This is a genomic window from Streptodolium elevatio (genome assembly GCF_040649515.1).
GTDB lineage: Bacteria > Actinomycetota > Actinomycetes > Streptomycetales > Streptomycetaceae > Yinghuangia > Yinghuangia elevatio.
Map to the genome: position 1 here is coordinate 1 of NZ_JBEZFP010000197.1, position 13,506 is coordinate 13,506.

General features: G+C 73.0%; 11 protein-coding genes and 1 pseudogene. 8 read left to right on the forward strand and 4 right to left on the reverse strand.

Annotated elements, in window-relative coordinates; translation table 11 throughout:
* Nucleotides 1-185 precede the first annotated feature (185 nt).
* Nucleotides 186-1,772: an acyl-CoA carboxylase subunit beta gene (locus AB0C36_RS40425; RefSeq protein WP_358364074.1), complete on the reverse strand. Its 1,587-nt coding sequence runs from the start codon at nucleotides 1,770-1,772 to the stop codon at nucleotides 186-188.
* 258 nt (nucleotides 1,773-2,030) lie between these two features.
* Here AB0C36_RS40425 and AB0C36_RS40430 point away from each other — a divergent pair, with 258 nt between their 5' ends.
* The 4 genes from AB0C36_RS40430 to AB0C36_RS40445 all read left to right on the forward strand — a co-directional run bounded on the left by AB0C36_RS40430 (nucleotide 2,031) and on the right by AB0C36_RS40445 (nucleotide 5,554).
* A complete protein-coding gene (locus AB0C36_RS40430) occupies nucleotides 2,031-2,885 on the forward strand; it encodes a biotin--[acetyl-CoA-carboxylase] ligase (RefSeq protein WP_358364076.1) in 855 nt (284 codons plus the stop codon).
* A gap of 260 nt (nucleotides 2,886-3,145) precedes the next feature.
* A complete protein-coding gene (locus AB0C36_RS40435; protein ID WP_358364078.1) occupies nucleotides 3,146-3,742 on the forward strand; it encodes a PH domain-containing protein in 597 nt (198 codons plus the stop codon).
* Between the two features lie 51 nt (nucleotides 3,743-3,793).
* On the forward strand, nucleotides 3,794-5,044 hold the full coding sequence (locus AB0C36_RS40440; protein WP_358364080.1) for an adenylate/guanylate cyclase domain-containing protein: 1,251 nt from the start codon (nucleotides 3,794-3,796) through the stop codon (nucleotides 5,042-5,044).
* A gap of 57 nt (nucleotides 5,045-5,101) precedes the next feature.
* Nucleotides 5,102-5,554 (forward strand): pyridoxamine 5'-phosphate oxidase family protein, encoded by a 453-nt coding sequence (locus AB0C36_RS40445; protein ID WP_358364083.1) that lies wholly within the window; start codon nucleotides 5,102-5,104, stop codon nucleotides 5,552-5,554.
* Between the two features lie 128 nt (nucleotides 5,555-5,682).
* On the opposite strand, the gene AB0C36_RS40450 is transcribed toward AB0C36_RS40445, so the two are convergent.
* Nucleotides 5,683-6,135 carry an SRPBCC family protein gene (locus AB0C36_RS40450; RefSeq protein ID WP_358364086.1) on the reverse strand — a complete coding sequence of 151 codons (453 nt, stop codon included), beginning with the start codon at nucleotides 6,133-6,135 and terminating at the stop codon, nucleotides 5,683-5,685.
* A gap of 454 nt (nucleotides 6,136-6,589) precedes the next feature.
* Between AB0C36_RS40450 and AB0C36_RS40455 the strand changes: the two genes are divergently transcribed.
* Nucleotides 6,590-8,440, forward strand: coding sequence for a sensor domain-containing diguanylate cyclase (locus AB0C36_RS40455; RefSeq protein ID WP_358364089.1), 1,851 nt, complete (start codon nucleotides 6,590-6,592; stop codon nucleotides 8,438-8,440).
* A gap of 37 nt (nucleotides 8,441-8,477) precedes the next feature.
* Here the strand turns inward: AB0C36_RS40455 and fdhD are convergent, their stop codons facing one another.
* Nucleotides 8,478-9,302, reverse strand: coding sequence for a formate dehydrogenase accessory sulfurtransferase FdhD (gene fdhD / locus AB0C36_RS40460; RefSeq protein ID WP_358364091.1), 825 nt, complete (start codon nucleotides 9,300-9,302; stop codon nucleotides 8,478-8,480).
* 227 nt (nucleotides 9,303-9,529) lie between these two features.
* Here fdhD and hutH point away from each other — a divergent pair, with 227 nt between their 5' ends.
* Both hutH and AB0C36_RS40470 read left to right on the forward strand, forming a co-directional pair.
* Nucleotides 9,530-11,092, forward strand: a complete 1,563-nt coding sequence (gene hutH / locus AB0C36_RS40465) for a histidine ammonia-lyase (RefSeq protein WP_435839215.1) — start codon at nucleotides 9,530-9,532, stop codon at nucleotides 11,090-11,092.
* A gap of 395 nt (nucleotides 11,093-11,487) precedes the next feature.
* The gene (locus AB0C36_RS40470; protein WP_358364097.1) at nucleotides 11,488-12,309 is read left to right on the forward strand and encodes a MurR/RpiR family transcriptional regulator; all 822 of its coding nucleotides are present in this window, start codon (nucleotides 11,488-11,490) and stop codon (nucleotides 12,307-12,309) included.
* Between the two features lie 283 nt (nucleotides 12,310-12,592).
* On the opposite strand, the gene AB0C36_RS40475 is transcribed toward AB0C36_RS40470, so the two are convergent.
* Nucleotides 12,593-12,898: a hypothetical protein gene (locus tag AB0C36_RS40475; protein ID WP_358364095.1), complete on the reverse strand. Its 306-nt coding sequence runs from the start codon at nucleotides 12,896-12,898 to the stop codon at nucleotides 12,593-12,595.
* A 201-nt stretch (nucleotides 12,899-13,099) separates the two neighbouring features.
* On the opposite strand from AB0C36_RS40475, the pseudogene AB0C36_RS40480 reads away from it, so the two are divergent.
* Nucleotides 13,100-13,506 (forward strand): annotated as a pseudogene (locus AB0C36_RS40480) (urocanate hydratase); the annotation flags it as partial.

Genomic DNA, 13,506 nt, shown 5'->3' on the forward strand with positions numbered 1-13,506 from the left:
TGTTTGGTTTTTCTTGGTTTCAATTGATGTTTTTTTTTTTGTTGGTCTGGGCCCCGGGCCGGGGGGGGGGGCGCCGGGGGGGGGGCACCGGTTCTTGCCCGGTGCCCCCACCACGCGACGACGGCGTGCGGACGAAGCGGACCGCGCCGGCACCCCGCGTGGGGCTGCCGCGCGGATGCCGCGGGTTACAGCGGGATGTTGCCGTGCTTCTTCGGCGGCAGCGTCTCGCGCTTGCCCTTCAGGGCCCGCAGCGCCTTGACGACGTGCGCGCGCGTCGACGACGGCATGATGACGGCGTCGACGTACCCGCGCTCGGCCGCGATGTACGGATTGCAGAGCGTGTCTTCGTAGTCCTGGATCAGCTCGGCGCGCCGCGCGTCGGGGTTCTCCGCCGCCGCGAGCTCCTTGCGGTACACGATGTTGGCCGCGCCCTGCGCGCCCATGACGGCGATCTGCGCGGTCGGCCACGCCAGGTTCACGTCGGCACCGAGGTGCTTGGAGCCCATGACGTCGTACGCGCCACCGTAGGCCTTGCGCGTGATGACCGTGACCAGTGGCACGGTCGCCTCGGCGTACGCGTAGATCAGCTTCGCGCCGCGACGGATGATGCCCGTCCACTCCTGGTCGGTGCCCGGCAGGAAGCCCGGTACGTCGACGAAGGTCAGCACCGGGATGTTGAACGCGTCGCAGGTGCGCACGAAGCGCGCGGCCTTCTCGGACGCGTCGATGTCCAGCGTGCCCGCGAACTGCATCGGCTGGTTGGCGACGATGCCGACGCTGCGGCCCTCGACCCGCCCGAAGCCGACGATGATGTTCGGCGCGAACAGCGGGTGGACCTCCTGGAACTCCGCGTCGTCCACGACATGCTCGATGACCTTGTGCATGTCGTAGGGCTGGTTGGCGGAGTCCGGGATCAGCGTGTCGAGCTCGAGGTCGTACTCGCTGGTCTCCAGGTCGGCGACCTCGGGGTACGCGGGCGCCTCTTCGAGGTTGTTGCTCGGCAGGTACGAGAGCAGCCCCTTGACGTACTCCAGGGCGTCCTTCTCGTCGCCGCCCATGTAGTGGGCGTTGCCGGACTTGGTGTTGTGGGTACGCGCGCCGCCCAGGTCCTCCATCGAGACGTCTTCGCCGGTGACCGTCTTGATGACGTCCGGGCCGGTGATGAACATCTGCGAGGTCTGGTCGACCATCACCACGAAGTCGGTCAGCGCGGGGGAGTAGACGTGTCCGCCGGCCGCGGCGCCCATGATGAGCGAGATCTGCGGGATCACGCCGGACGCGATGACGTTGCGGCGGAAGATCTCGCCGTACAGGCCGAGCGAGACGACGCCCTCCTGGATGCGCGCGCCGCCGCCCTCGTTGATGCCGATGATCGGCCGGCCGGTCTTGATCGCCAGGTCGAGGACCTTGACGATCTTCTCGCCGTAGACCTCGCCGAGGGAGCCGCCGAAGATGGTGACGTCCTGCGAGAACACGCAGACCTCGCGGCCGTCGACCGTGCCGTACCCGGTCACGACGCCGTCGCCGTAGGGGCGGTTCTTCTCCAGGCCGAAGTTGGTCGACCGGTGCCTGGCGAACTCGTCGAGTTCGACGAACGAGCCCTCGTCGAGGAGGTACTCGATGCGCTCGCGGGCGGTCATCTTGCCCTTGGCGTGCTGCTTCTCGACCGCGCGGGCCGAGCCCGCGTGCACGGCCTCATCGATGCGGCGACGCAGGTCGGCGATCTTGCCGGCCGTGGTGTGGATGTCGGGATCGCCCTGTACCGGGTCCATTGCGCGGGCTCCTGTCAAGTCGAACAGCGGCGTTCCGTAGCGTATCCGCGCCCCGAAACACGTTCTCACCGCCCCGTCGGAAGGGCCTCCCGAGGCCCCCTCGCGGGGCACGTACGCGCAGCTGGGGACACCCGTCGCGGGGCCGCTTCCGCACGGCCGGGTCCCTGTCCGGGACCTGTCCGGGACCTGTCCCGACCCTGCTGTGTCCCGGGCCGCGTCCTGAGCGGGTATCGCGCCCGCACGACCTAGTCTTTCCGCATGACCGGAGCAACCGAAGCCCCCGAGCCCTCCCCGTGGACCGACCTCGACCGGCCTCCGCTGCGTGAGGCGGGGCTGCGCCGCGGCCTGGAGGGCGCCGGCGGCCTGTGGCGCGAGGTCCGCGTCGTCCCCGAGACCGGCTCGTCCAACGCGGACCTGGCGGCACGCGCCGCGGAGGACGAGGGCCTCGTGCTCGTCGCCGAGTACCAGAACGCGGGGCGCGGGCGCCTGGACCGGCAGTGGACCGCGCCGCCCCGCTCGGGGATCTTCGCCTCGGTGCTGCTCAAGCCGGAGGACGTACCGGTGGCGCGGTGGGGCTGGCTGCCGCTGCTGGTCGGCGTCGCGGCGGCGCAGGCGGTGAGCCGGGTCGGCGGTGTCGACGTACGCCTGAAGTGGCCGAACGACCTGCTGATCGGCGACCGCAAACTGGCCGGGATCCTGGCCGAGCGCGCGGGCACGGGCGTGGTGGTCGGCATCGGCCTCAACGTCTCGCTGCGTGAGGACGAACTCCCGGTCCCGGGCGCGATCTCGCTCGCGCTCGCCGAGTCGATCACCACCGACCGCGACCCGCTGCTGCGGGCGCTGCTGCGCGACCTGGAGACCTGGTACGAGCGCTGGCGCGCGGCCGGCGGGGACGCTCGGGCGAGCGGGCTGCACGCGGCGTACACCGCGGCCTGCGCGACGATCGGGCGCCGGGTGCGCGTCGAACTCCCGGCGGGCCGCGTGCTGGTGGGCAACGCCACCGACGTGGACGACGACGGCCGCATCATCGTCGCGAGCCCGGACGGGCCGGAGGCGGTGGGCGCGGGCGACGTCGTCCACGTGCGCCCGGCGGAAGAGGCCCCGCACACCTGAGAAGCAGTGCCGCGGAGGCGCACGGACGGGGCAGGGGCGGGTCGTGGCGTCGGGACCGCACAGCGGACGACGGCAGTCTCGCCCCCTTCTCTTCTCCTGCTCCCGCCGCCCGCCGCGCGCCGTCGCACTGCCGGCACGTCGCCCCTCTCGCTGTCGTCCTCGCAACCACTCAGCGTGTCCGGCGGCCCGGACTGCTCCGTTCGGCGCACAATTTCCCTGCGGGATCTCCTGCGGGGCATGTGCGGACGGAGGTGGGGGCGGTGGCGGCTCGGGAGCACACCGGCGAGGTCGACCTCGTCTTCCGCGAGCATTGGCGCGTCCTGGTGCGGCCGGTCGTCATGTTGTTCGCCGTGGCCGGCGTGGCCGGGTTCCTGGCCTCCATCGCGCCGGGCGGCAGCGGGAGCAACTGGGCGCGCGTCGCGGTGTTCGTCGTGGCGGCCGCCGCGGTCGCGCACTGGACGGTCGTCCCGTGGCTGCGCTGGCTGACCGACCGTCACATCGTCGCCGGCGGACGCCTCGTCGTGCGCTCGGGCCTGTGGACGCAGGAGGGGCGGGCGATCGCGCTCGCCCGTGTCGAGGACGTCACCTTCTCGCAGGACTCCCTCCTCGAACGTGCGCTCGGCATAGGCACGCTCGTCGTGCGGCTCGACGACGGCCGCGAGCCGGTCGAGATCGTCGGACTGCCGCGCGTCACCGACGCGCAGGCCCGGTTGTTGCGGCTCGTCGATCTCGCGCGCGACGCGGCCTACTACGCGGACCGCGACGCCGCCTACCACGCGGACCGCGACGCGGCCTACCACGCGGACCGGGACGGGGCCGCGCGTACCGCACAAGACGCTGACGGGGGCGCGGGCTGACCGGTGTGATGCCGGACACGTAAGGTGGGCCTGACGAGACACCCTGACCCCATGGTGGAGCGCATGCCCGAGGAGAGTGCCCGCGACGGGCACCGCATCGAAGGCCGGACGACCCCGGCCGGCGATCGCGGGAATCACGGCCCCGACGACCAGGAACGCGAGGACGGCGAGCAGCCCGGCGATCAGCCCGGCGACGCCGCGCCCACGCCCGACCCGGCGAACGCCAGGGCGCGCGGCGGACCGAGGGACATCAGGTGGCTGGCCGACCTCGACGACCCCGAGGCGATCCAGCACTCGATCTCCGACATGGAGGAACTGGTCCTCGGCGCCCCGCGCCGCTACACCTCGGGCCAGGTCGCGCACCTGGTCGGCGTGCCGCTGGAGGAGGCCCGGCGGCTGTGGCGTTCTCTCGGCTTCCCGGACTTCGGGCCCGCCCGGGCGTTCACCGACGCCGACGTGGAGGCCCTGCGCCACCTGCTCGACCTGATCTCGTCCGGCCTGCTGCCCGAGCCCGTGGCCGCGCAGTTCGTGCGTTCCGTCGGACAGACGATGGCCCGCTTCGCCGAGTGGCAGACCGAGGCGTGGGTCGAGTACATCGGCGGCGAGCTGACCGGCGAGCGTTCCGAGCAGGTCGTCGGGGGTGCGGGCGATGTGATGCCCGAACTCGAGCCGCTGGTGCTGTACGCGTGGCGCCGCCACCTCGCCGCCGCGACCACGCGCGTCATGGAGTCGCTCACCGACCACAACACCGTCGGCCAGCGCCTCGCGGTGGGCTTCGCGGACCTGGTCGGGTTCACGCGCCTGTCCCGCAACCTCTCGGAGGCCGAACTCGGGCGTCTTGTCCAGACGTTCGAGGACGCGGCGTCCGACGTGATCACGTCCCTGGGCGGGCGGCTGGTCAAGACGCTGGGCGACGAGGTGCTGTTCGTCGCGTTCAAGCCGGAGTCGGCGGTCGAACTCGGGCTGCGGCTGGTCGAGGTGATGGCGGACGAGCCGGTGCTGCCGGAGTTGCGGGTGGGCATGGCGTACGGCCAGGTCCTGTCCCGCATGGGCGACGTGTTCGGGACCACGGTCAATCTGGCGAGCCGGCTGACCGCGCTGGCGCCCAAGAACACCGTGGTCATCGACCGCGATCTGGCCGCCGCGCTGGGCGAGGTTCCGGCGTACGAGTTGCAGCCCATGTGGCGCCGCCCGGTGCGCGGGCTGGGCCTCGTCGAGCCGTGGACGGTCGGGCGGCCGGGCGTGCGCGAGCCGGAGGTCGACGGCACCGCGATACCCGATCAGGCCGGTCCGGTGGCCTGAGTTCCGCCCGGTCCGGGAAGGCTGGTGGTGTCGGTGCTCGTTGCCACACTGCCGGGCATGGCTACGTGGAAGCAGTTCGAGACGGAAGCCGGCGAACTCGCGCGTGAGGTGCGGCAACGGTTCGAGTCGGCGGAGACCCATGTGCTGGCGACGTTGCGCGGCGACGGAGCGCCGCGGGTGAGCGGCAGCGAGGTCGACTTCATGGGCGACGACCTCTCCTTCGGGTCGATGCTGAACGCCGTCAAGGCACGCGACCTGGCCCGGGACGGGCGGTGTGCGATCCACGCGCACCCGGCGGCGAACGGTGACGCGAAGGTCGCCGGGGTGGCGGTCGAGGTCGTCGAGCCGGCCGAGAAGGCCGCGTACACCACGGGCGGCGAGCCGCCCGGCGGCTTCCATTCCTTCCGGCTCGACCTGCACGAGGCCGTGATGACCGCGGTCGAGGGCGACGAACTGGTCATCCGCGTATGGCGGCCCGGGCGCGGGGTCGAGACCTTTCGCAGGAAGTGACATCGCGCGGCGCCGCGCGGTACCGCCCGCGAACCGCGAACGCCTGTCCTGCCGAGTCTGTCCTGCCGAGTCTGTTCGGCCGAGTTCGTCGGCCCGCTCCCGCTCTCGCGGCCTCCTGCTCCCGCGGCTCAGCCCAGCTTGCTCCGCAGGGCGCGCAGGGCGGGTCGGATCAGGTCGCGTTCGAGCCGGCGCACCTGCTCGTGCCCGCCGTCGGACTCGTCCTGCGGTAGCGCCCAGGTGTACCGCGCGGACCACACCACCCGGGCCATCGTGCCTCCGATGATCGACTCCACACGCAGCGTCGCCAGGCACGGTCCGTCGAAGCGGAGGCCGCAGGGATGTCGGTCCAGGTCGAGGATTTCGTAGGTATAACGGCACTCGGGGTCGTCGTGCTCCACCAGGCGTTCACGCAAGGTCGCGCCGCCGGGGGCGTGTACGTGTCGTACGTCGGGCTCGGCACCGGCTGCGCGGTCCGCGAGCGGCAGCGGGTACCACACGGACGGGTCCCGGAAGTCGCGGATCACATCCCACACCTGGTCGGCGGGCCGGTCGATCACGGTGGTGACGGAGAGCGTCGGCACTGGTCCTCCCTGTCCCGGCACCGTACCCGTTCGGCCGTGTGCGAGGGGAGGGGCTCGTTCCGGTATGCGCATTCGGGCTGTCCGCCCGCGTCCCGGGACCCGTCGGTACGCGACGGTACGGACACGCGGCGTTGCCAAGTCGGTACGGAGGAGTAGGGTGCGAAGGGCGTGGACGGAGGGTCCCGTGGGGTTCCGGCGGCGAGCCGCACCCGCGGGAAGTTCCCAGGGGGATGAGCACCGGCAAGCGAACGCACTGTGACGTGTCGTCTACAGATGTGACCTTTTTCTGCTGCGAATACGGCAAATAGCGACATACTCTGAGTGGTGTCGGGCGGGGCCGACTGACGGCCGGCACGGTTGCCCGGGCGCTGTCCCAGGCTGTTCGGCGGTGGCGGACAGCCCGTCGGACACGCGCCCCCGGGCTCTCGCGTCGGCATACCCGTAGGGAGGCGAGGTGAGGAAAGTCGTAGCGCGCGCTGACCCGCAAGGGCACGACCGGCCCGACCCCGGCGACCGGCGTACCGCCGCGGACGCGACCACCTTGGACCCCGCTTCCCCGGGGACCGGCCCGCCCGGTGCGGACGCCCCGGAACGCCCCGGCCCCGAGCGCGGTGGCTCCGGCGACGCGTCCGCCCCGGACGCCGCCCGACGCCTGCACGCGGTCATGGAGCTGGCCAAGGCGCTGGCGACCGCGCACACCCTGATGGACGTGGTCGGCATCTCGGCCCGGCAGGCCCGCCTCGCGATGGACGCCGCACTCGCCTCGATCTCCGTGTGGGAGCGCGACTCGGGACACCTGCGCGTGCTCGTCAACGACGGCGACCTGGCGGAGGGCGAGGAGGCGCTGCCGCACGCCGAGACGTACGCCGTCACCGACTTCCCCGAGATCATCGACCCCGCGACCTGGCCCACCACGTGGTCCAACAGCGTCGACGAGCACGACTCCGACCACGAGCGGGTCGTCGCGCTGCGCCGCCGGGGCCGGCACGGCTGCATGGTCGCGCCGATCATGGTCGAGGGCCGCGTGTGGGGCGAGCTCTACCTCGCCCGGAACGCCGAGCAGCCGCGCTTCGACGCCGTCGACGCGGAGTTCGCCGCGGTGCTCGCGGCGCAGATCTCGGCCGGACTCGCGCAGGCCGAGCACTACCAGCGCATCGAGAAGCTGGCGTTCACCGACCCGCTCACCGGCCTGGCCAACCGCCGGGCGATCGACGCGCGCCTGGACGCGGCGATGACCCGGCACTACCGCGAGGGCACGGTCGTCAGCCTCATCGTCTGCGACGTCAACGGGCTCAAGCGGCTCAACGACGAGCGCGGCCACGACGTCGGGGACCGGCTGCTCGAACGCTTCGCCGACCAGCTCTCCGCGTGCAGCGCCATGCTGCCGGGGTCGATGGCGGCCCGGCTGGGCGGCGACGAGTTCTGCGTACTCGCGGAGGGATTCAGCCCCGACGAGGTCGTCGCGGTGGCGGAGGATCTGTGCCGTCGGGCGCTGCGCATGCACGACGGCGAGGGCGTGGCGTGCGGGGTGGCCTCGACCGGCGATCCGGTGGGGCCGGTGACCAGTGCGGACCGGCTGTTCCGGCTCGCGGACGCGGCGCAGTACCGGGCCAAGGGCAGCCGGGCCATCCACCCGGTCGTCGCGGGCCGCGGCCAGCCGCCGGACCTGACGGTGTCGCTGGCGGGCGGCGACGCCCCGGTGCCGACCGAATCGACGCCGGCCGGTATGCCGCTGCGGGACCGCAGGCGCTTCCGCGGCGCCCTGCACAACGCCGACCCCGGGCGGCTGCTCGCGGCGGTGCTGGGCGCGCTCGACGAGCGCGAGCCGGGCCGCGTGCACCGGGCGGACACGCTGGGCCGCCTGGAGATCGTCGCGGACACGTTCGCGCGCATGCTGGACGGCGTGGCGTGGTGGATCTCGTACGTGCCGCCGCACGGCCGCTCGCTGCGCACGGTCCGCTATTCGATCCACCGGATGACCGGCGCGCCGAGTTCCGCTCGCGCGCGGTTCGAGGAGACGGCGACCGAGTACGCATTGCACGCGTACCCGGCGTCGGCGGAGGCGGTGCAGGGTGGCGGCTTCGTGCAGGAGGTCGGCGACCCGGGCAACGACCCGGCAGAAGAGGACCTGCTGCTGGTGGGCGGTTACAAGGCCATGGTCGTGGCGGGTGGCACCAACGCGGCCGGGGGGTGGCTGGTGGAGGTGTTCACGGACGGCCGGAGCCTACCGGTGCACGGCCTTGCGCCGGTCCTGCGAGCCCTGGTCGCGGTAGCCCTGACCGGCGGAGCCTCCCTGCCGGAGTGACCCGGCCCAGGGAGTGGACAACCCCAGCACCCGTCCCTCACAGCTCCACGCGCCGGGTGTTCGCGTACACGTTCGCGCTCCGCCCCCGCAGGAACCCCACCAGTGTCACCCCCGCGTCCTCCGCCAGCTCGACCGCCAGCGACGACGGCGCGGAGACCGCGGTCAGCACCGGGATCCCCGCCATCGCGGCCTTCTGGGTCAGTTCGAACGACGCGCGCCCGCTGACCGCGAGGAGGTGCCCCGACAGCGGCAGTCGCCCCTCGCGCAGCGCCCACCCGACCACCTTGTCGACGGCGTTGTGCCGACCGACGTCCTCACGTACGCACACCAGTTCGCCGTCCGCCGTGAACAACCCCGCCGCGTGCAGTCCGCCGGTCGTGTCGAACACCTTTTGGGCGGCGCGGAGTCGGCCAGGCAGGGCGTACAACACCTCCGGCGTCACCCGCACTTCGTCCGCCGTCACGTCCCAGCGCGCCATCCTGCGCAGGCCCTCGATCCCCGCCGTGCCGCAGATCCCGCACGCGCTCGACGTCCACACGCCGCGCTGCAACCCCGGGTCGAGCGGCGGCACGTGGGCGCCCAGCACCGCGTCGACCACGTTGTACGTGTTGCGCCCCTCGTCGTCGGTCCCCGCGCAGTAGCGCAACCCCGCGAGGTCGTGCGTCGCCCCGACGACGCCCTCCGACACCAGGAACCCCGCGACCAGGTCGAAGTCGTCGCCCGGGGTGCGCATGGTGACGGTCAGCGTGCGCCCCGAGACGCGGATCTCGAGCGGTTCCTCGGCCGCCAATGTGTCGGAGCGGCGCACGGACTCGCCGCCGTCCAGGCGGAGGATCTTGTGGCGGCTGGTGACCCTGCCCACGTGGCGGCTCCTCGCTTGCTGTTTCGTCGTTCCCGCGCGGTGTACCCGGAGACCGCGTCCCGTCCACGGACCTGCCCCGCGCCGCGCTGTTGCCGTCCCCAGCCTGACGCACCGGGGGGCCAGGTCGCGCCGCCCGTCCCGCGGCTTCTCCGCCAACCTCCGCCCAACCTCCGCCAACCCCTCGCGGTGTCGTCAACTATGCACATAATGTGCTGGTGAATAAGGATCTGCACAACGGCTCCGTTCCCGCCGTCACCGTCGCCGAGGCCGGCCTCACCCCGGCCGACGTCCTCGCCGTCGCCCGCCACGCCGCCCGCGTCGACCTGTCCCCGCGCGCGCTGAAGGCCATGGCCGCCAGCCGCGCGGTCGTCGACGACCTCGCGGCGTCCCCGCGCCCGGTCTACGGCGTCTCCACCGGCTTCGGCGCCCTGGCCACCCGCCACATCAGCACCGAACTGCGCACCCGGCTCCAGCACTCCCTGGTCCGGTCGCACGCCGCCGGCATGGGCCCGCACGTCGAGACCGAGGTGGTCCGCGCCCTGATGCTGCTGCGGCTGAAGACCCTCGCGTCGGGACGCACCGGCGTACGCCCCGAGGTCGCCCAGGGCATGGCCGCCCTCCTCAACGCGCGCATCACCCCCGTCGTGCACGAGTACGGTTCGCTCGGCTGCTCCGGCGACCTCGCCCCGCTCTCGCACTGCGCGCTCGTGCTCACCGGCGAGGGCGAGGCCCAAGGCCCCGACGGCGTCGTGCGCCCCGCCGCCGAACTCCTCGCCGAACACGGCCTCACCCCGATCGAGCTGCGCGAGAAGGAGGGCCTGGCCCTCATCAACGGCACGGACGGCATGCTCGGCATGCTGCTCATGGCCCTCGCCGACCTGGCCGCGCTGTTCACCGCCGCCGACGTGACCGCCGCGATGACGCTGGAGGCGCTGCTCGGCACCGACCGCGTCCTCGACCCGGCGCTGCACGCGATCCGCCCACACCCCGGTCAGGCCGCGAGCGCCGACAACATGCTGCGCGTCCTCGCCGGATCCGGTATGACCGGCCACCACCAGGACCAGAAGCCCCGCGTGCAGGACGCCTATTCGGTGCGTTGCGCGCCGCAGGTCGCGGGCGCGGGCCGCGACACCCTCGCGCACGCCGCGCTCGTCGCCGAGCGCGAGCTGGCCGCCGCCGTCGACAACCCGGTCATCCTCGACGACGGCCGCATCGAGTCGAACGGCAACTTCCACGGCGCGCCCGTCGCGTACGTCCTCGACTTCCTGGCGGTCGCGGTCGCCGACCTCGGCTCGATCTCCGAGCGCCGTACCGACCGCCTCCTCGACCCCGCGCGTTCGCACGGGCTGCCGGCGTTCCTCGCCGACGACCCCGGGGTCGACTCGGGCCTGATGATCGCGCAGTACACGCAGGCCGCGCTGGTCTCCGAGTGCAAGCGGCTCGCCGTGCCGGCCTCGGTCGACTCGATCCCGTCGTCCGCGATGCAGGAGGACCACGTGTCGATGGGCTGGAGCGCCGCCCGCAAGCTGCGCTCCGCGGTCGACAACCTCACGCGCATCCTCGCCGTGGAACTCGTCGCCGCCGCACGGGCCACCGACATCCGCACCCAGTCCGGCGACCTGGCCCCGGCCCCGGCGACCGCGGCGGTCATCGCGGCGCTGCGCGGGGCGGGCGTCCCGGGCCCCGACTCCGACCGGTTCCTGTCCCCGGAACTTGCCGCGGCCGAGGAGTTTGTACGCTCAGGCGCGCTGGTCCGCGCGGCCGCCTCGGTCGCCGGGCCACTGGCCTGACGCGCCGCCCCCGCCCGGGGGCGGCCCGCGCGACGACGAGAGCGGAAGGGAGAGGGGGAGCGATGGTGGCGGTGGACGGTACGTCCGATCCCGGAGCCGACGTGTCCGAGGCGCGGGACGCCGTCGGCAGGCCGGAGGCGTCCGGCCGGGACGGCAGGCCGGACGCCCGGCGCGACGGGCACGACGGGCTCGACAGGCACGAAGCGCACGACCTGCCCGACAGGTCCGACGGCCACGACGCCTTCGGTACCGCGACCGGGGCGACCACGGACGCCCCGCACGCGACGGTCGACGACGACCCCCGCACCGCCGACGACCCCCACACCGCGGGCGACCCCCACACCGCGGACGACACGGACGACACCGACGACCCCCGCGACAGCCCCTCCTCACGCCTGCTCGCCCTGTTCGAGCAGCACCGGCTGACCCCGACCCAGCGGCGCATCGCGCACTGCCTGGTCCGGCACGCGGGGGAGGCGCCGTACCTGTCCAGCGTCGAGGTCGCACAACTCGCCGGGGTCAGCCAGCCGTCGGTGACGCGCTTCGCGGTCGCGCTCGGCTTCGACGGCTATCCGGCCCTGCGCGCCCGCCTGCGCACCCTCGGCCTGCCGGTCCGCACCGAGACCGAGGCGGAGGTGCACCGCAACGAGTACGTGGGCGCGGTGCACGCCGAGATCGCGAACCTGACGCGCCTGGCCGAGCAGCTCGCCGACCCCGGCCCGGTGGCCAAGGCCGCGGCGCTGCTCGCCGATTCGCGCCCGCTGGTGGTGCTGGGGCTGCGTACCGGCATGGCGCCGGCGCGCGGCTTCGGCTACTTCGCGGCAAAGGTGCTGCCCGAGGTACGTGTCCTCGACGAGGGCGGCTCCCTGCTCGCCGACCGCCTCGACCAGGCCCGGGCCGCGGGCGCGACCGGCGTACTGTGCTTCGCGCTGCCGCGCTACCCGCGTGAACTCACCGACGCGCTGCGCACGGCCAAGGACCTGGGCCTGCGCATCGTCACCATCGCGGACGGCCCCTTCGCCCCCGCGGCGGCGCTGTCGGACGCCGTGCTCGTGGCGGGTGTCAGCGGCCAGCTCGTCTTCGACTCGTGCGGCGCGCCGATGCTCCTCGGCCAGGTGCTGCTGCAGGCCATGTGCGACATCACCCCGGGCCGCGCCCAGGCCCGGCTGGAGGAGTTCGACCGCCAGGCCATGGAGCGCGGCCTCTTCGAGGCGTGAGCGTCTGGCGTCGTTCCGGTCCTTCCGGGTGGTTCGGCGGACGCTCGTGCAGGCGATGCCGATCAGCAGCACTGCGGCGGCGGTGCCCAGCGGCCAGACCAGCGACCCGAACCGGGCGCCGCACCCCGTGAGTTCGCCCCTGGGGTGGGCACCGGGGTGCCCGTTGCCCGGTGGCACTTCGGGACGGGGCTCGCCCGGTCGGACGTCGGGATGCCAGTCACTCGGCATGCCGTCCTGGTGCCAGTGACCCGAGCGGCCGCCATGGTGCCAACCGCCCGGCGGATTAGCGGCGGGTCGGCTGCCGTCCGGCCTGCGGCCGTCGGGTGCGGTCGGCGCCGCCGCGGCCCCAGGCCAGGCCCACGATCACGCCGACCAGGGCCCCGCCGCCCGCGATGAGGCCGGTGGCCGCGTAGCGCGGCGTACTGAGCAGGAAGCCGCCGGCGCAGAAGAACAGTCCGGTGAGCAGCACCGCCAGGGCGATGCCGCTCTCGCGCACCCGGGCGCGTCCGAAGGTCAGGAGTGCGCCGGACGCGCCGACCGCCAGGGCGCCGAGTGCCGTCAGGCCCCAGATCAGCTGCTCAAGTTGCATCGCGTCTCGGCCCGGCTCTCTCACATTGGGGATGAAATCTCCCAAAAGCCTAACCGGGTGGCTGATATGCCCCCTGTTCGGCACCCTGAATACGAGATACATTCACTCTCGAACACTTTGAAGATTTCCATGCAAGCTCCAGGCAAGCCGCTCGGCGCCGGTCCGCACAGGCCGGACGGACCGGGCGGGAGGGGAAGAGACATGACGGACCCCACGGCCGGCGCCCGCCCGGTGCGCGCCCCGCGCGGCACCGCGCTCAACACGCTGGGCTGGGCGCAGGAAGGCGCCCTGCGGATGCTCATGAACAACCTCGACCCCGAGGTCGCCGAGCACCCGGACAAGCTGGTGGTCTACGGCGGCACCGGCAAGGCCGCCCGCGACTGGCGGTCGTACGACGCCATCGTGCGCACCCTCCAGACCCTGCGCGGCGACGAGACCCTGCTCGTGCAGTCCGGCCGCCCCGTCGGCGTCATGCAGACCCACGAGTGGGCGCCCCGCGTGCTCCTCGCCAACTCCAACCTCGTCGGCGACTGGGCCAACTGGGAGGAGTTCCGCCGCCTGGAGTCCCAGGGCCTGACCATGTACGGCCAGATGACCGCCGGCTCGTG

Excerpts from the sequence above, each read along its gene's own strand:
- AB0C36_RS40440 (WP_358364080.1), top strand. The coding sequence starts at position 3,794 with ATGGTGGAGCGCATGCCCGAGGAGAGTGCCCGCGACGGGCACCGCATC.
- AB0C36_RS40425 (WP_358364074.1), bottom strand. The coding sequence starts at position 1,772 with ATGGACCCGGTACAGGGCGATCCCGACATCCACACCACGGCCGGCAAG.
- AB0C36_RS40475 (WP_358364095.1), bottom strand. The coding sequence starts at position 12,898 with ATGCAACTTGAGCAGCTGATCTGGGGCCTGACGGCACTCGGCGCCCTG.
- AB0C36_RS40445 (WP_358364083.1), top strand. The coding sequence starts at position 5,102 with ATGGCTACGTGGAAGCAGTTCGAGACGGAAGCCGGCGAACTCGCGCGT.
- AB0C36_RS40430 (WP_358364076.1), top strand. The coding sequence starts at position 2,031 with ATGACCGGAGCAACCGAAGCCCCCGAGCCCTCCCCGTGGACCGACCTC.